13 protein-coding genes are annotated in these 18,243 nt (G+C 61.5%); 10 read left to right on the top strand and 3 right to left on the bottom strand.

The genetic code is table 11. The features are described from left to right. Positions 1–52 precede the first annotated feature (52 nt). A complete protein-coding gene (locus ACGFJ2_RS51265) occupies positions 53–568 on the bottom strand; it encodes a caspase domain-containing protein (RefSeq protein WP_393481234.1) in 516 nt (171 codons plus the stop codon). Between the two features lie 91 nt (positions 569–659). Between ACGFJ2_RS51265 and ACGFJ2_RS51260 the strand changes: the two genes are divergently transcribed. From ACGFJ2_RS51260 to ACGFJ2_RS51245, 4 genes are read left to right on the top strand one after another with little or no spacing between them, the layout of a single operon-like run. Next, on the top strand, positions 660–839 hold the full coding sequence (locus ACGFJ2_RS51260) for a hypothetical protein (RefSeq protein WP_393481231.1): 180 nt from the start codon (positions 660–662) through the stop codon (positions 837–839). 24 nt (positions 840–863) lie between these two features. Then, positions 864–1,055 (top strand): hypothetical protein, encoded by a 192-nt coding sequence (locus tag ACGFJ2_RS51255; RefSeq protein WP_393481229.1) that lies wholly within the window; start codon positions 864–866, stop codon positions 1,053–1,055. Beyond that, complete coding sequence (locus ACGFJ2_RS51250; RefSeq protein WP_393481227.1) at positions 1,052–1,987, top strand: RimK family alpha-L-glutamate ligase; 936 nt, start codon at positions 1,052–1,054, stop codon at positions 1,985–1,987. The genes ACGFJ2_RS51255 and ACGFJ2_RS51250 overlap by 4 nt, the downstream gene beginning before the upstream one ends. Further along, positions 1,984–2,568, top strand: a complete 585-nt coding sequence (locus ACGFJ2_RS51245; RefSeq protein WP_393481224.1) for a hypothetical protein — start codon at positions 1,984–1,986, stop codon at positions 2,566–2,568. Before ACGFJ2_RS51250 ends, ACGFJ2_RS51245 begins: the two co-directional genes overlap by 4 nt. Positions 2,569–2,715: 147 nt before the next feature. On the opposite strand, the gene ACGFJ2_RS51240 is transcribed toward ACGFJ2_RS51245, so the two are convergent. Continuing rightward, on the bottom strand, positions 2,716–6,972 hold the full coding sequence (locus ACGFJ2_RS51240; RefSeq protein ID WP_393481222.1) for a CHAT domain-containing protein: 4,257 nt from the start codon (positions 6,970–6,972) through the stop codon (positions 2,716–2,718). Between the two features lie 487 nt (positions 6,973–7,459). Between ACGFJ2_RS51240 and ACGFJ2_RS51235 the strand changes: the two genes are divergently transcribed. Then, positions 7,460–7,690, top strand: coding sequence for a hypothetical protein (locus ACGFJ2_RS51235; RefSeq protein WP_393481219.1), 231 nt, complete (start codon positions 7,460–7,462; stop codon positions 7,688–7,690). Next, complete coding sequence (locus tag ACGFJ2_RS51230) at positions 7,690–7,884, top strand: hypothetical protein (protein WP_393481217.1); 195 nt, start codon at positions 7,690–7,692, stop codon at positions 7,882–7,884. The genes ACGFJ2_RS51235 and ACGFJ2_RS51230 overlap by 1 nt, the downstream gene beginning before the upstream one ends. A 591-nt stretch (positions 7,885–8,475) precedes the next feature. Here the strand turns inward: ACGFJ2_RS51230 and ACGFJ2_RS51225 are convergent. After that, positions 8,476–9,141, bottom strand: a complete 666-nt coding sequence (locus tag ACGFJ2_RS51225) for a hypothetical protein (RefSeq protein WP_393481214.1) — start codon at positions 9,139–9,141, stop codon at positions 8,476–8,478. 174 nt (positions 9,142–9,315) lie between these two features. On the opposite strand from ACGFJ2_RS51225, the gene ACGFJ2_RS51220 reads away from it, so the two are divergent. The 4 genes from ACGFJ2_RS51220 (at position 9,316) to ACGFJ2_RS51205 (ending at position 18,050) form a co-directional block, all read left to right on the top strand. After that, a complete protein-coding gene (locus ACGFJ2_RS51220; protein WP_393481211.1) occupies positions 9,316–12,828 on the top strand; it encodes a DEAD/DEAH box helicase family protein in 3,513 nt (1,170 codons plus the stop codon). Further along, positions 12,825–14,258, top strand: coding sequence for a restriction endonuclease subunit S (locus tag ACGFJ2_RS51215; protein WP_393481209.1), 1,434 nt, complete (start codon positions 12,825–12,827; stop codon positions 14,256–14,258). Before ACGFJ2_RS51220 ends, ACGFJ2_RS51215 begins: the two co-directional genes overlap by 4 nt. Further along, complete coding sequence (locus tag ACGFJ2_RS51210) at positions 14,255–15,814, top strand: N-6 DNA methylase (protein WP_393481207.1); 1,560 nt, start codon at positions 14,255–14,257, stop codon at positions 15,812–15,814. Before ACGFJ2_RS51215 ends, ACGFJ2_RS51210 begins: the two co-directional genes overlap by 4 nt. A gap of 109 nt (positions 15,815–15,923) precedes the next feature. Beyond that, on the top strand, positions 15,924–18,050 hold the full coding sequence (locus tag ACGFJ2_RS51205) for an AIPR family protein (protein WP_393481204.1): 2,127 nt from the start codon (positions 15,924–15,926) through the stop codon (positions 18,048–18,050). Positions 18,051–18,243: the final 193 nt, after the last annotated feature.

The following is an 18,243-nucleotide window of genomic DNA, read 5'->3' as shown; positions in this document are numbered from 1 at the left end:
GCCGCAGCCGAGGACGCGATTACTGCAGTCCCTTCACCTCGTTCGAATCGGGTCAAGTCAATCGGTAGAGCAGATTCATATGCTTCGGGACCTGTTTGAACTGTATTTGGAACATTCCCCCGGCAAAGCAACAGTCTAGTAATATAATTCGTCGTCGAGCCGGGATTTCACGTATAAGTGCCGTGAAGAACTCGTCGTCTATGCTGGTGCTCACCGGGTCGTCGGGGCTGAAGTCATGGGGGATCAGGTAGTGCAGGTCTTCAGAGCCATGTCCGACCGACATTCCGTGCCCAGAGAAATAGATAACGACGGAATCATCGTTTCGCGTTGTGTCCGCAAGATCCTGGAGAGCCCCGGTGATGTTGGCACGCGTGGCCTGCTCCGCAAGAAGCAGGTGAACTTGATCACCTGGGAAGGCGCAACGATCGCGATCGCGAAGGATCGAGGAGATGATCGTGGCGTCATCGATCGTCACCGAGAAGTTCGAGCCGCCTACGCCGATGACGAGGGCATGGCCTCGGGTAAACATGTCCACCATTCCTAGCCCCTTATCCACCGGCCCACCCACGCACCTGACACCTTCGAGTTTGACCGTCTCGGCTCGCTAGGCAAGCCGACGTCAGTTCGAATGTTCTGCGGCAGCAGCTATAATGGGCGGCGTGACGATGCCGACCAGTACTGGCTCAGGCTCTGTGTCTCTGTACCGTCTGCTGTGCGACGTGTCCCCCTCCAGAGCTTCGGAGGACCCGCCGGACACCCTCAACACCAAAGCCGTCGAAACGATCGACGAGGACGCCTCATTTGCTTTGCTGCGCGTTCCGGGATTGCCGCTCAATTGACGGACGATTCCGTAGAGTGGGGTGGTGGCCTTCGACGACGATCGTGTTCTCTCTTCTTCCGGCCAGCGCCGAGGCTTGTACCGGCTCTTGGCCCAGGCTGTGCCCGCCGATACTGACGAGCCGCCGCCTGATACGACCCTCACCAGGCAAATCGAAACGGTTGACAACGACCGAGCGATCATCGCCTGGGTCGGTGCCGGGCTCGCCCTGCCATGAGTGCCGGCCTGATCGTCGGTGACCGAGGTGATCCGCATGTGACGGCGGTGCTAACCCACCTCGCTCCGGGCTGCCAGAGCTGGGTGGTCAACGCGGCTACGTTGGCGGAGAACTCTTATATCTTGCAGGATGCCTGCTTGAGCGTGCGTGGCCCTCAGGGGCAGTTCATGCTCTCGCCTCAGACGGGCACGCGTGGCTGGATCCGCCGTCTGGCACCCGCGGCCTGGCAGCGGGGGATGGTCGTTGAGTCGCTGGAGGCAGCAGAGAAAACAGCGTGGCTCTCTTTGCTGACGGCCGTGCTGCGCACTTGCGGAGTGGAATGGCTAACAGGCATAGACGCGCTCGTCACCGCAGAAAACAAGTTGGTGCAGCATGCCACGGCGGTGCGCCTTGGCGTCCCTACCCCCGCCACCATGGTCACCAACGATCTCTCTGCGGTGCGTGAGGCCATCGGGCCTGACATCGTGCTGAAACCGTTAGGCCCTGGCCATTTCTTTGACCAGAATCAGCCATACACAATCTTCACCACATCGATGCATACCGATGATGCTCGCCTTGCCGCGCTGGCTGAGACACCATTTATCGCGCAAACGCGGATCTGCGCGCGGTTGCACCTACGTGTCGTGACCGTTGGCGAGGAGATATGGGGGGCCGCGCTGGATGCGGCGAACCAGCCACTCGACTGGCGTGCCACGCCAATTGCGCATCGTTCCTTCACCGCTGCCGTCCTCCCGACGGAGGTCGCACATGGCGCTCTGGCTGTGGCGAACGCCCTGGGCCTCGGCTACAGCAGCCAGGACTGGGCGCTAGCAGACGAGGGCGCCTACCTCCTGGATGTCAATCCTGCTGGGCAATGGCTGTTTCTGCCCCAGCCGATCGCCGTCCCCGTCACGGCGGCTCTGGCAGCCTGGCTGAGCGGCGGTCCACGGTGACACAGCAAGAACGGTTGCCTTCCGAGGCCACGGTCTTCCTGAAGTATGTGCTAGGACTGTGGCCGGGCCGACGGGTGCCCGTCTTCGGCGTCCACTTGGTGGAACCAGGCGAAACGAGCAGCTGGCCCGAGGCGGATCTGATCCTCCTTGTGGAGGAGGGACGGCGCCAGCTAGATCGGCAGCAAAGCGACCTGGAACATATCCGTGGGCGTGCTCAATTTCTGTTTACGACGGCCCTGGGACTCTTGGTAGTCATCTTCGCCAGTGTGGCCAGCATAATTGCGGCATTGTCGTTGTGGGCGTTTCTTGCCTGGTTCCTCGGTGCGTTCAGTACCACCCTTGGTCTGCTCGGCGCTGCTGCGGTCACCGTCGCCCGCAAAGAAGTGGGTATGATCGACAGCACCCGGCTCTCACGCCAGCAACCTCCTATACACCAGGGGCTCGCCGCGGCCTACGCGCGGACAGTCAGAATCGGTGAGAACACCGTGGCCACCCACGTCACCGTGCTTCGTGACGCCGTCTTCCTGGTCATCGCCGGGGCGGCGGCCCATGCTACCGCCTGGCTAGTCACAGTACTTTGAGTCTCGGCGGCAGGCCCTGCTGATTCTCCCCACAGGAGTCAAAGGACTACTGGTGAGAGCGCAGTCGGTATTGCTCCCTTGATGAGGTTGACCTGCGTGAATGCGTTCTACAGCGCTTGCTGAGAATAAGCTGAACCGCTGGGATGCCTATATGTTGATTGCGGAGGGCTGAGTTGGGTCGAGCAGTTCCTCCGCAGTAGGGGCTGTCGCGTGCTCCAGGATAGTACGAAGGATCAGCTCTATGTCCCCACCCTGTCTGGTGAGAACGTTGACGAAATCTCGAACCATGATGTTGCGAAGGCCGCGGATCAGCAAAATCCAATGAGGCTCTTTAGGTAGCTGCTCAAGATTTTGGGCAGCTATGCGTGTGCTTTCCAGATCTCCTCTAGCGGCGGCTACGACATGAAAGAACAAAGGGGAAAGGTTGCGGGCCTGCCACAAGCCCTGCTGCATGCGTATCTCAGACTGGTCGTATACACGTGTGAACGCGAACCCGCGTGCGGCGATAGCTGCCTGAACCGGGTGCAGGGCACAAGCTGCGGGAGTGTCGAAAGTACCGTTCAGAAGAGGGCGCAGGACCGGAACGAGATCTGTCCAGTGGGGCTTCTCCCCGTACTCGGAGAGCAGACGGCGAACTTCCTCGGTGATGGCCATGTTTCCGGAGGAGCCAAGATTGATGCCAGCCAGAAGAGGATCCCACATGGCCAGGTGCGGATGGACGTTGAAATGCAGGCGAGCGCAATCAATCTTGGCTGCAAGAATGACATCAGGAAGCTGCTCGAGCGCCTGGTCCCATGACCGTCCATGCTGCGACAAAACCTGAGCGAGACGGAGCCCTGAGCGTTCGGAGAGTACTTCGCACTGCTCGTATAGCTCCACGAGAGGAGGAAGATCTGTGTCAACCAGGTAGTGTGCCAGAACGAGGCGTGAGTGGTGGGTTCTTCCGCTTTTAGTGAGGTGGTCGATTAGGCAAGAAATGGTGGCGTGGAGCAGGCCTTCGGAGCGCTCGGTAGTACCAAGCAGCATCTTAGCTAGCTCGATATGGCCCGCCGCAATGAGGTTCACCTTCTGTTCAAGGTGGGCATAGCGGAGCCCGTCACGAATCAGCTCTTGCGCCTGGTGGCTGTTCCCTGCCCGCGCCTCGATCTGTCCGAGTGCCATGCGGCAGGCTCCGATCATCGTTGCGTCGCCATCGATTTCGAAGAACCGTTGGCTTGCCGTTACAATCTCGCGGGCTTCGTCCAGGCGGTCAAGTGCTAAAAGGATCTCGCTGCCGGGAAAGCGAGCACGAGCGAGCTCTTGTTCAGACGCGCCGCGAGCCTGCATAATTGTGATTAGCTCTTCATGAAACACGTGGGCGTGTGGCCAGTCGCGAGTCGCCAGCGCGGCATTGAAGCCGATCTTTGAGATAGTTTCCATGACCTGCGTAGGCCGGACCGCTTCATTCGCCGACTCTACTGGCAATTCCTTCGCTCGCTCCCGAAGCTTCAGTGCCTTTTGGAGAATGGACGGATTGGTATCTATCCGGTTCTTGAGCTCAAGGCGGGTGCATTCATCCATGAGGCGACTCCACGGCCCTAGCAGTGCCCGAGCTGAATGTTCAATCATCTCGTCGGCGAGAATTAGCGCCTCGTTAAGACGTTCACCGTTGTTCCGGAGGAGTGCGATTAATGCGTCGGCGAGTACACTGGCCTGCTGGTACTCCTTTTGTTGTACGGCGAGTTGATATAGGCCGCGGGTATGCTCTTCCGCTGCGGGAGGATCAACGCGTGACAATGCATACGCAAGCAGAACACCAGCATGGAAACGTTTTGTTGCCTTGGCCTTCTCCGTCATCTCGCGTAGAGCAGGGAGCAGACGCACAGCGGTCGAGCGGGATTGGTCGTATTCGAGGATGGTCTCCAACAGCGGGATAGTCAGATCCCACTGGTCGGTGCGCAGTAGGTAGGGGACAGCCGACTCCGCCGCGACAAGTAAGGATTCTGTGTTCGCCCGAGATCCAAGGATCTCGAAGAAATGCCCATGCCAGAAAGCGCCAGCGGCCTGGTCGACGAACATGCTTAATTCCCGGTCAGCAAGGAGTCGGCCCGTCATGGCGATTTGAGGGTGAATGCCATATCGATGCTGACCTCGCTCGGCTTGAGTAATAGATATGAGCGCGTTGTCGCTAAGGACGGTGGCCGCGTGGTGGATTAGCGGAGCCTCCGGTCCTTTGCCGGAGGTTCCCGCCTGCATCACCGCCTTAACGACAGGGAGAAGCCGATCGCTCTGGTTGAGACAGCTTAAAACCTGGAAAAGAGTGCGTACTGGAGAGGGGAGCTGTTGGAGGACTGCCTTGGTCCACGATTCGAGTATGTCGAGAAAGTCGGCATCCCCGGCACTACTGTGGCCGTCGACGAAGAAGCCTCGTAGAGTGTCACCTCGGCCCCACGCCGCATCGCTGAGGTCGAGCAGTTGGCTTAGAGCGTCCGAGTCGGGTGAGCCGGCCTGGGCATCGGCCAATTCGAGAAGCTTCGGGTGTCCCTGCGTCATTGCGAGGATTCTGACGGCAAGTGAGCGTCCTGCGTCCCTAGGAAGGAGGATCTCGGTGCCGTCGATCAGACCACGCAGATGGGGGAGCTCCCGTGCCAGCAAAAGGGTCTCGTCGAGGGAGAGGGCGTGGATGGCTTCGACACGTACGGTCTCGTACTGATCGACGGTCTGTTTCCTCGAAGCGATCACAATTTTGGACAAGCCGGAGTGGTCGGTCATGGCTCTGATCAGATGACCCCACCGAGGGTCCCGCCAGTTACCCTTCGATGTCAGCAGCGACTCCAGGTTGTCGAGAACGATCAGGACTCTCTCGCTACGGAGAAAAGCTGTCAGCTGAGGCAGGAACCGTTCAAATTCGATGGCGTCTCCCAGCATGGCTTCCAGAGCGGGTACCCGGGGAAGCTGTCTTGCCAGGGCTACTGCCAGGTCGTGGAGCGAGCGGCTGACATCAGCGCCCTCTGCCGGCGCCTGGTACCACACGAGCTCTTGGAAACTGTCCTGGTGCAGGTAGGCCAGCTCCAGCGCGCAGGACGTCTTCCCGATGCCAGCCATTCCGTGGAGCCATACCCCTGACAAGTTACTCTCAGGAGCCAGAGCGGCACCTGCCCGGGTCATGACACCGACACGGCCCACGAAACGCTCAGGTTGAAGATGCTGACCGAACCCAGCCATCTTCGTCGCGCTATGGAATGAGCGAGGGCTGCCTTGGGGTGTCGAGATTTTGAGATCCAACGCACTCGGACCAAAGATGGCAGGGGTGCTCGCTGACAACGCTGGGCAGTCCAGAGCGGGCGCGCCTGCGCTAACTGCCTTGACCGCAAGGTTCAGCGCCCGAGGCAGAGTGTGACGCTTGTCGAACAGGTACTCGTAAAGTCTTTCAGAGAGGCCGATCGCAAAGCTATCGACGACAGGGAAGCGCATACCTACCACTGCACAGTCCAGCTGTTGCGCCAACGTCAGCGCCAGCATGGAGTCCCGCTTACTTCGTTTAGGCAGATCTGTAACGTCGGATGGAGGATAAAGGCCCAAGAGCTTGCGGCTGTCCACAGCCGTGCGCGCGGCCGAGTGGCAGGCAGCGAGCGTTACAAGCTTCAATCGCCGGACCGCGGGACGAAGGAGTTCAGCAAGCTGCTCGTTCGAGACAAGGTCGTGTGTGCCGCTGGGGTGTTCCAGGACCAGCGCTCCCCGATCCCCGTGCCCTGAGATATGGATCACATCCCACCCTTCGGCCTCTTCGAGGATCTCGGTCAGGCGCTCACGGGTGGTGCCATACTGGAGGACTCGTAACTCAACCGCCTGACCGTTAGCGATCCTGCGCTGGAACTGGCGGGCGAGCGCGTGGCGTTCGTGACGGAGGTTCAGCGCTGAGACGTCCTCAGGAAGGCTGAACAAGCAGAGCATCCTCATCTTGTCGCTCACGGGTTGCTTGGACCGTGGACGGCGAGCCGCAGAGACGCTGCTGTCTACCTCAAAGACGAGACTGATGCCCTCCAGGGTCAGGGGTTTGTCTGCAAAGATCGTCGACTCCAGTGGGTAGGCTGCGATGACTCTGGCTGCCTCGGGCATAACCACGCGAATACTGGCCGGAGCGTACCTGAGTAGCGCTGATCCGATGTGAGGGCCGAAAACGTGCGCCCCGAGCCAGCGCCCCATCTTCTGGAGAATTTCACCTTCATGAACGAGTCTCCGATCCGGAGACGCCGCCCACCGCAGGTGGGCATCGAGATCCACGAAGGCGTCGTACTCGGCTGAACTCTCGTCAAGGTGGACCTCGTGATCTGCTAGGAATTCACCCTCAGGCCCAGTGAGCTCCCACCTCCACAACGTGGGCGATGTGTACTCGGTGACACTCAGGGTCAGCAGCTCGGTCACCCGCTACTCCCGGTTGCGTTGTTGTCAGGCGTACTCGGACGTGTACATATGTTCAAGGATGTGGCAATCCTGTTGGGCCATTATGGAATCGTTGGACTGGAAGAGACAGTGAATCATCTCGACTCGTTGGAGAGCCGCTTCTGATATCGATGGCTTCGACGGCGTCGAGCTGTCGCAGGTGAGCCAGACGGCTCCGCACACGCAGAACTGGCGGTTATGAGGGTTGTTGAAGCCTCGAAGCTATCCCGGAATCTGTGCCTGACCTGGCAAGAAGCGTTCAAGATCATCTAGATTATGTCGCGTGATCCCGGTCCTACGATGCATACGGGTGCCCTCTGCTGCCCATCAAAGCTCCGGGAAGCAAAAGACCTACGGCTGAAAAACGGCAGGTCACAGGCAAAATCCCTCTCTGTCAGACTCTCGTGAGACCTGGGGACGAAGTAGTCTTCTGTGACTCAAGAAGGGCGAGAACAGGATCTTTCAGACAGTGACCTTGACCGTGGCCGACCTTCGTGGGGATCTCGCCGATGATGGTGAGGTGGGCAAGGGTGGCAGACCTCGATCGGATCGGCCGAAGCGGCGGTCGTTCACGTCGGGGTACAAGCTGGCGATGGTCGAGGCCTACGACGCGGCGACCGAACCGGGTGCCAAGAGGGCGTTGCTGTGCCGCGAGGGGCTGTATCACTCCCACATCATCGAGTGGGCGCAAGGCCCGTGATGCGGGGGGCGTTGAACGAGCTGGCGGCCAAGCCGTCGGGCCCGAGCGCGCGCAAGAGCGAGGCGGAGAAGGAGAACGAGCGGCTGCGGGCGCGGGCGGAGAAGGCCGAACGCAAGCTGGCCAAAGACCAAGGCCGCGCTGGACACCATGGAAAAGTCCCTGATGTCACCCCGGTGACGCTCTGCCTGCGGTGAAATTCGGGGGTGGCTGCCCGCCGACGTCGAGTGTGCCTGGTGTCAGTCGAGCCCGTGGAAGAGTCTGACGCTGGGAGCTGCTTCAGGGGCTCTGCCTTGTTGCTTCGAGCACGCGAATCCGTCTCTTGCCGTCCCCGTCTGCTCCCGCGGGCAACCACGCGTCGATCACCTTCCTCTCGAACTGGAGATGTGGCGTGCAGGAGACCGAGGAACCGTTAGAACTCGTGCAGCGAGTCGTCGCCCTGGACATCAGTAAGAGCACGGTGATGGTGTGCCTTGTCGTCGACAGCACGGTTCCGCTCCCTCGATCTGCATCGAGGCTCTTAGGGAGCGCCGTAAGCGGCAGTTCGCCGGCCACTCGGACGCGTGGCCGGACTGGGAGGATCACGGGCTCGTCCCGTCCCGCAGGGGTACTTCAATGGAGCCCGACAACCTCCGCCGGAGCTGGGAGGTGATCCACCCTGGGCATGGAGTGCTGATGGTGCAGCACGTTGTCGTCAGGCCACGCCGCCCGGTGAAGGCCCGACGGAGGAGGGCATTGCCACCGATCGCGCCCAGTGTGCATCGCTGGAAGAAACTCCTGCTCAGCCGCTATGAAGGCGCCCCGTCGATAGCCACGAGTATTGCGGCGGCGATCATTTCGAGCGTCTCGACGGCCTCCATGGCCTGCGCGGCGTTGATGGGGCGCTTCTCGTCGTTGTTGTCATGATCGCGATCTGACTCGTGAGCGATCTTGTTTCGCCGCCAGACGATTGAGCCGAGTAACTTGCGAACCTGGTTGACGCTCAGCTTCTCGGCACCTGCCTCGCGCTCATCGTTGACGATGCGGGTGACCGTAGCCCAGAGGGAGACGTCGCTGACGATGGCGAAGCCGTCCTTAATGTCGTCAGGGCCCTGGTAGGTCTTCCGCCCGATGACCGTGCGCAGATGGCGGCGGAGGGCGACGTCCAGGGGGAGATCCGAGTGGTGCACCTTCTCGAACAGATCCATGGGGATGCTGAATTCGAGGAACTTGCGTGGCTTGGTGATGCCGGGCTGTTGAGCGAGCAGGATCGTGCGGTGATAGACCTCCTGGTGCACCCAGTGGTCGAGCGCGGCCACGCCCTGTACCCAAGCAGCCCTGTGCAGGTCATCGACATCGCAGGATGTGACTCCCATAGCCGCCAGGTGACTGCCCGCGTGGATGAGCTGCTTGGCATAGGCCAAGTTGCGCTCAAAATCAACAAAGGCCTGGGTCTTCTGCGGGTATTGGGGCACGCGGCGTCCTTCGGGGGTGGCTGCTCCAGCTGGGCAGTTATGCCCACGGCGACACGGGAGAACCCGTGATCAGATTGTGCCCCACCTTGCGCGCACGAGATGCGCATTTTATTGCTAGTCGCACGATGTGCGTCGGGCACACTTAAGGAGACGGGCCGGACGGAGGGTGTACGGGTGGCGGTTGATCCCCGCTTGCGGGTTCTCGCGGAGCATTCGGCGAACTTTGGCTTCCTCCTGCAGCATGAACCGCTGCTTGTGGCCTATGGCGCTGGCGCGGAGTCGATCGTTTTCACCGACCCGAACGGCGCGCTGGTTAAGTGCCGGCAGTTCATCGAAGTCTTCGCCTCGGTGCTGGTGCGAGCAACGGGGATCCCCGTTGAGGGAACTGACCTGGTCGATCAGATCCGGGCGCTGAGCCGCGCAGATGTGATTACCCCAGGTGTCGCTTCCGCCCTGCACGAGATCCGCAAGACCGGCAACGCCGCGGTGCACCGGCACATGGCTGAGGCCGCCAGCGCCCTGCGCTGTCTAGAGCGCTGCTTCCAGCTTGGGTTGCTGCTACACCGCGCCATCAGTGGTGAACGCGAACTGGTCGCGTTCGTACCACCCCAGCCGCCGGCCGCCATCACCACCCCAGACCTCGCCGCCGAACTGGAGCGGCTGAAGAACGAGCTGGCTGACGCCAAGCTCGCGATGGACGGCACTCGAACGCGTCAGCAGGCCGAGGCTGAAGCACGTCAGCAAGCCGAGGCCGAGCTCGCCAAGGCACGCGCCGAGCGCCAGACGGCGGCGGATCAGGTGCTGGCGATGGAGAAGCAGCTCCAGGGCCTACGCAAGGAGTTCGAGGGTCGCGAGCCGGTCAAGGTACGGCCCAGCCAGCGAGAGGCCATTGCTCAGCGGGCACGGCGGGCCGCGCCGCTGACTGAGTCTCAGACCCGTACGAAGATCGACCAGGCTCTCGCTGAATCCGGCTGGGTCGTCCAGGACCTGGACCAGATCAACCACTCCGCCGGGCGCGGCATCGCGGTGCGTGAGTTCCCCGTTGGGCGCAAGCGCGCAGACTACGTCCTGTTCGTCGACCGCAAGCTTGTCGGCGTCATCGAGGCCAAGCGTGAGGGCACTTCGCTCATCGGCGTGGAATGGCAGTCGGGCGACTACGCCGGCGCGATTCCTGGTGATTACCGGATGGCAGTGTGGAGGCGCGACGAGCCCCTGCCGTTCCGCTACGAAAGCACCGGCATCGAGACCCGCTTCACCTTCAGGCTCGACCCGGACGCCGCCTCGCGCGAAGTGTTCTCCTTCCACCGGCCTGAGACACTCGCCCGTTGGATGGCCGAGGCCGACGACAACCCTGAGGCTCCGACCTTCCGCGCTCGGCTTCAGGCCATGCCCACGCTGGATGGGTCGAGTCTGCGTCCCGCCCAGGCGACGGCAATTCGAAACACGGAGGGCCATCTGAGCAGCGGCCACCGCCGGGCGATGGTGCAGATGGCTACGGGCGCTGGCAAGACCTTCACAGCGGTTTCGCTGGCCTACCGGCTCTTTGAGTACGGTGGAGCCCAGCGTGTCTTGTTCCTCGTGGATCGCAACAACCTAGGCGATCAGGCAGCAGGAGAATTCGCCCGCTATGTCACCAACAGCGGGCAGACCTTGGGCGAGGACTACACCGTTCAGCGCCTGTCCTCAGGCACGGTGCTGGATTCGGCCAGCGTGGTCGTCACGACGATTCAGCGGCTGTACCGGGCGCTGTCCGGCCAGCCGCTCCCCGCGGGGGATGCCGATGATGAGGCTATCGACGAGTTCGAGCCGCCGGCCCCGGTCGACGCCGTCTACAACGAGGGGCTGCCACCAGAGGCTTTCGACCTGATCGTGGTAGACGAGTGCCACCGCTCGATCTTCGGCCGCTGGCGGGCGGTCCTGTCCTACTTCGACGCCCCGGTGATCGGCCTGACCGCCACGCCGAGCGTGCAATCGCGAGCCTTCTTCGGCGAGCCGGTCAGCGAATACACCTACGACGAGTCGGTGCAAGACAAGGTCAACGTCGACTTCGCGGTGTTTCGGGTTAAGACGAAGATCGGCGAGTCGGGCTCGACCATTCCGGGGCTGGATGAGGAGGGCACCCGGACGGTGGTGCCGCGCCGCGATCGCCGTACGAGACAGCAGTGGTACGAAGAGCTCGATGAGGACCTCACGTACGGCGCCGAGGAGATCGGCCGGTCTGTTGTCGCCCGTGATCAGATCCGCACGGTGATCACCGCCTATCGGGATCGCATGTTGCCCGCACTCTTTGAGCAGTACACCACCTCGGTGCCCAAGACGCTGATCTTCGCCAAGGACGACTCCCACGCTGATGACATCGTGCAGATGGTGCGTGAGGTCTTCGGTAAGGGCAACGACTTCTGCGCGAAGATCACCTATCGCTCCAAGGCGGCCGGCAACGACCCAAAGGAGCTCCTGCGTCGCTTTCGGACCACCTCGGAGATGCGCATCGCGGTCACCGTGGACATGATCGCGACGGGGACTGACGTTAAGCCCTTGGAGTGCGTGTTCTTCATGCGCAGCGTGAAGAGCCCGATCTACTTCGAGCAGATGAAAGGCCGCGGCAGCCGGACGATCGACCCGGACGACTTCCAGGCGGTCACTCCTGACGAAAAGGTGCTCCGCAAGGACCGGTTCGTCATTGTGGACGCGGTCGGCGTCACCGATCACCCGCTGGTCGATGCCACCCCGCTCAACCGCGACCCCGATAACCGGCTCAGCCTTCGCCAACTGTTGGCACGCGCCGCCCGCATGGGTCTGGACGAGAACCAGACCGCAACCTTGGCATCTCGGCTGGATGCTCTGGATCGGCAGATCAGCGACGTTGAGCGTGACGAGCTGGCTGCTGTTGGACAGGGGACTTCGCTACGCGACCTGGTACGGCGACTCGCCTCGGCGGTGGACACCCAGACGCTCACCCTGTTGGCTGACGAGGGCGGGCAGGGCGCCGTGAGTGAACGGCTACGTCAGGCTGTTCAGCCCCTGGCCGACAACCCTGAGCTGCGCGAGCGCATCGCGGAGATCCGGACCAAACACGATCAGACGATTGACGAGATTAGCCAGGACGAGGTTACGCACACCGAGATCTTCACCAGGGAGCAGTTGGCACAGCAGACGGTTGAGTCATTCCGTGCGTATCTGGCGGAGCACCACGACTCGATCATGCTCATTCGAGCTGTCGAGGGCGGCGGTACGGTCAGGTTGTCCTGGGCGGAAGTGACGGACCTGACCAACCGGATCGAGCGTCTTCCCAAGATCGGCAACGTCACTCGACTATGGACGTGCTACGAGGCCTCAGGCACCCCGATGGGAATGCGCGGGCATGAGGCCAAGCCCACGGATCTTGTCTCGATCCTGCGCTACGAGCTCGGGCTGGACTCCGAGCTGAAGCCGTTCCGTACGGTCGTGGAGGAGCGCTATAGTGCCTGGCTGGCTCGTCACGAGTCGGTTCAGGGGCAGTTCTCGCCGATGCAGAAGTGGTTCCTGGACCGGCTGTGCGAGATCGTCATCGGTAGCGCCGAGATTGCCGATGACACACTGGATTGTGCGCCGTTCGACTCACGCGGGGGTGAGGACGCCTTCTACGATGCGTTCGGCGGCCGCGCCACAGCACTCCTGGACGACCTGACGAAGGAACTCACCGCATGACGCCATTGCTCCCGACTCCTGACTCGTGGGCGTGGACAACTCTCGGTGATATCGCCGATGTCGTCGGAGGCGTCACGAAGGATGCCAAGAAGCAGTCGGATCCTAATCTCCCGCTTGTCCCGTACCTGCGTGTCGCTAATGTCCAGCGAGGTCGTCTTGATCTGACGACCGTGACTGAGATCCGAGTACCCGAAGCGACTGCTGAACGGCTACAGCTGTTGCCCGGGGACGTGTTGCTGAACGAAGGGGGCGATCGAGACAAGCTCGGTCGTGGCTGGGTGTGGGACGGCGAGATTCCGAATTGCATCCATCAGAATCACGTTTTCCGAGCACGCGTCATCGATGGGATTCTCGATCCGAGGCTTCTGGCGTGGTTCGCCAACGAGTGCGCTCAAACGTGGTTCGAGACGAATGGAAAGCAGACAACAAATCTCGCCTCGATCAGTCTCTCGCGAATCAAAGAACTTCCCCTTCCTATCCCGCCTCTGGCGGAACAACAGCGCATTGTCACGATCCTCAACGATCGCTTGGCGGAGGTCGACGCAGCAATATCAGCTCTGACGCAGGCGAATGGCCGAGTTGGAAGATATCTGGAGGCTGTGGTTGCGCGTGAGCTTGACCATATCGAGTCAGTTGAACTGGGCACTATTCTCGCCGAGAAGCTCATCAATGGACGCTCTGTCCCTACGCGTGGCGACGGCTTCCCAGTCTTGAGGCTTACTGCGATGGCTTCCGGCTATCTTGACCTCAGTGAGCGAAAAGGGGGCGACTGGACGGAGCGCGAGGCACGCCCCCATTTGGTGAAGCGCGGCGACTTCTTCGTGAGCAGAGGCAACGGCTCGCTTTCGCTGGTCGGGCGAGGCGCGCTTCTGATGGATGAACCCGACCCAGTTGCCTTCCCGGACACCATGATCCGAATCCGTGCTGATCGTGAGCGTATCGATTCTGAATTCCTACGAGTCGTCTGGCAGTCATATCTAGTCCGCCAGCAGATCGAAGGTGCGGCTCGAACGACTGCCGGAATCTACAAGATCAACCAGTCCATCTTGGAGGGGATTAGGATTCCCCTCCCACCGCTGGAGAAGCAGGCGCAGATCGTGGCCACGATCCAGGAGGCAGAAGCCCTCGTTGGAACGATTGGTGGAGCAGCCACTGTCTCGATCAGTCGATGCCGCGATCTCCGGCGCCGCCTTTTCGGAGAGGCATTCCGAGGTCGATTGACGCAGCCAGAGGTCGGTGACGAGTTGGCGGAGGGGCTGCTCGATCGGATTCGGCTTAAGCGGGCTGCGGAGGCAATGCCTCGCAATCGCACCAAACGTGGCGTAAGTCGTACTGGGATCAAGAAGATCTCATTCCCCGCTGATGCTGGAGGGGTTGTCTCGGCCGGGGACCAGGAGAGTCTGTTCGAGCAGGGAGAGGTGTCGTCGTGACGCAGGTGGATGTGATTGATCCGGAGTCTGTCGAGACGGCGGCGCACACCCGAGCGCTGGTGGACAAGCTGTGGAGCTACTGCGACGTGCTTAGAGATGCGGGAGTGCCCGCGATCGACTACGTCGAACAGCTCACATTCCTACTCTTCCTCAAGATGATGGACGAGAAGGAGAAGAAGGCCAAGGAGAAGGCGGAGCGGCGGCAGCTGCCCACGCCACCGCCGATTCTCCCCGTGGGGATTAGCTGGGATCTCTTGGCCAGTAAGAAGGGCCAAGACCTCAAGGACTACTACGAGCACCTGCTGCGCGAGCTCGGCAAGCGCAAGGGGATGTTCGGCCTAATCTTCGCGGGAGCGCAGAACAGGATCCAGACGACCTCGCTGCTGGAGCGCCTGATCAAGGAGCTGATCGGCAAGATTCACTGGTCCCGGGAAGGCGTTGACGTCAAGGGTGACGCCTACGAGGAGCTCTTGTCGCGCAGCGCGAGCGACGTCAAGTCCGGTGCGGGGCAGTACTTCACGCCGAGGCCGTTGATCCGGGCCATGGTGGACGTGATGCAACCCACCCCGGACGACATGATCGTTGACCCTTCCTGCGGAACTGGTGGCTTCCTGCTGTTGGCCAACGAGTACATCCGCCGAGAGTTTCGGATGGAAGCACTCAACCCGGACCAGCGGAATCGGGTAACCAAGGGATTGGCGTTCCATGGGGTTGAGCTGGTGCGGGCGACCGCCCGTCTCGCGGCGATGAACATGCTGACGCATGGGGTGGTGCCGGACGAGCACTACGAGATCATCAAGGTCGGCGACGCCCTGGTTAACGAGCCGACAGTCCACGCGACTCTGGTCCTGGCCAATCCGCCGTTCGGGCAGAAGACGGCCATCAACGTGGTCGACGAGAACGGCAAGGTCGTCAAGGACGAGGCGATCTACTCCGAGCGCGATTTCTGGGTGAAGACGAAGAATAAGCAGCTCAACTTCGTGCAGCACATCGCCAAACTGATGAAGATTGGCGGTCGAGCGGCGGTGGTCCTGCCCGACAACGTTCTCTTCGAGGGTGGCGCCGGGGAGAAGATTCGCCGGGAGCTGCTCAAGGACTACGACGTGCACACCATGCTGCGTCTCCCCACCGGGATCTTTTACGCAGGTGGCGTCAAGGCCAACGTACTGTTCTTCGAGCGGAAGCGACCTGCGGCTGAGCCGTGGACCAAGAAGCTCTGGGTGTACGACTTCCGCACGGGGGAGCGCTTCACTCTTAAGCAGCGCCCACTCCGTCGCGAACACCTCCAGGAGTTCGTCAACGCCTATCTGCCGGGCAAGGATCGAGAGGAGCGCGTCGAAACCGAGCGCTTCAAGCCGTTCACATACGAACAACTCCTGGCACGGGACAAGGTCAACCTCGACATCTCCTGGCTTAAGGACACGTCGGCTGGCCTCGATGAGGAGTTGTCGCCATACGAGATTGCCAACTCCATTGCCGCCGACCTTGAAGCCGCCCTGGAGCATATCCGGACAATAGCCAAATCCTTGTCGATACCTGCTGGGGAGGGGCGGTAGCGCCCTCGAAGCTATGGGTCGGGATGTCCGGGGATAAACATCCGGATGGTCTAGATTTGCGCCCCGCCGGTGCCATGATCTCTTTGTCACGTTCCGACAAGGGGAGATCATGGCCAAGCCAGGCGGGATGCCGTTGCGAGTTCAGCACGTCGCAGGCGCGCTGCACAAGGAGTTCGATGGCCTGATCCACATGGCCGACTCGACGAAGATGGCACCCGAGGAGTTCGAGCGAAAGTTTCTCAGCCGGGCCTTGGCGGCCTTCGTCGCCCGGCGACTTGCCGATCTCACGCCAGAGCAAGCCGCTGAAGCCGTCATTGATGGCGCAAACGATGTCGGCATCGACGCGATCGCCTTCGCGGACAACGGCCTGCATTTGCTCTTGATCCAGAGCAAGTGGAAGGACAAAGGAACCGCGGGCTTCGGCATCGACGACGCCCGTGCGTTCTGGGATGGGCTCACCTCAATCGACCAGCAGAAGTTCGAGCGGTTCAACGAGCGGTTTGAGGCACATGCGGAGCAGGTCAAGGCGGTTCTCGCAGATCCGCGAGGCCGCATCACGCTCGTGGTCGCGCTCATGGGTGAGGGGGCTCTGTCCGCGGCGGTGTTGGAACGCTTCCACGCCCTAGAGGATGAGTTCAACGTCGGCTTCGACAAGAAGCTCGACCATGATGTTTGGTCGCTCCAGCGCGTCTGGGAAGCCGTGCGAGACGGGCTCGCGGAGCCGCCGATCCATCTGAGCGCTCACATGGACGAATGGCTCCGCATCGGCGAGCCCTACGATGCATACCAGGGGCGGGTGTCGGCTGTCGAAATCGCGCAGTGGTACGAGGCGAATGGAGATCGGCTCTTCTCGAAGAACATCCGGCGCTCGCTGGGTCTCACCGCGGTGAATCACGAGCTGGTGAACACTCTCCTCACCAGCCCTGACGACTTCTGGTACTTCAACAACGGGATTACTGTCCTGTGCGATCGCGTCGACCGGAAGGCGTGGAGCCTGAGCCACAAGGGTCCTGCCGAGGTGCTCATGGATGGCGCGAGTGTGGTTAACGGTGCCCAAACTGTGGCGGCGATCGCAGAGGCCGCGCGTAGGAATCCTGACCAGGTCGCGGAGGCGTATGTCGCCGTCAAGGTTATCAGCACGGGTAACTGCCCAGAGGGTTTCGGCAACTCCGTCACACGGGCGACGAATGTTCAGAACCGTGTTGAACAGAGGGACCTTGTCGTCGCGCTGGATCCAGCGCAGGTCGAGATCCGCGAGGACTTCGCCCTCTCGCTTGACAAGACCTATACATTCCGGCGGGGTGAGCCCGACCCGCTTCCTGAGGCCGGCTGTTCTGTCGTGCAGGCGGCGACCGCGCTGGCGTGCGCACACCGCAAGGTCGACCTAGCCGTTCGAGCGAAGCGAAGCACAGATCTCCTGTGGGAAGCCGAAACCTACGCGCTCCTGTTCAAGCCCGCGCCCAGCGCCTTCCAGATCTGGCACTCCGTCGTCATCATGAGGGCTGTAGGCGCGGCCCTCCAAGACGCCAAGATCCAGTGGACAGGACGCGCCCGGTCTGTGGCTGATCAGGCAGATTTTCTGGTCGCTCACATCGTGTTCAGATGCATTGATCTGGAAGGCATTGAGACGCCCGACTATGACCTCACGTCGGTGCTCGCGAGAATCCCGGACCTGGTTGCTTCCATCCTGACCTGGTTGATCGTTGCGATCGACTCCGAGTTTGGAGTCACATCCTTTATCAGCAGCACGATCATGAACCCTTTGCGCTGCGTGCAGCTCGTCGATCTAGTTGTAGCCCATGTGGCGGATACCGCACTCGTCCCCGACCTGCCGTCCGACTACAAGCCCGCACCCCGCCCGAAGCGCCCGAGACGACCGAACGCGGTCCCCACCCTCGTGGATGCTGGACGAATCCAAGAAGGCACCATCCTGTCGTTCGAGTGTGCCACCAAGCCTGAGCGTGAGGCTATCGAGCGTTGGCTGGCTGAAGATTCTCGCCGAGGCCAGGCGGCATGGACCAACGATCGCTCCAAGCCACTCGTCTGGGCCGTTGATGGCAAGAAGTACTCGCCGACAGGCCTGGTGACGGAGATCTGGAACAGAGCGAGCTGGGATCCCGAGGTGCGGCCGGTCGCGGTTCAAGGACCTTCTCGTTGGGCGATCAAGGGGGAGGGCACCCTCTGGCAACTGGCGCTCGATGTCCTCGCGCAACGCGAAGAAGGCTATGACGAATAGGTCGCCCGCAGCGTCATGCTCTTTAGGACGATAGGGGGTCGGCCGCTAGAGCGGATCTGTGTGGGTCCATTCGTTACCGTGGCCGACCGGGCGCGGGGGGAGGTGATCCTCGTTCCCGCCGCCCGTAAGCCTCCGGCCGCTGAGTCCCCTGACGCCTCGACTCTGCTGTAAGCGACGATTTCGAGCGGGCTCG

Source organism: Nonomuraea sp. NPDC049028, assembly GCF_043197735.1.
GTDB lineage: Bacteria > Actinomycetota > Actinomycetes > Streptosporangiales > Streptosporangiaceae > Nonomuraea.
This window is presented reverse-complemented; position numbering and strand designations above follow the sequence as displayed.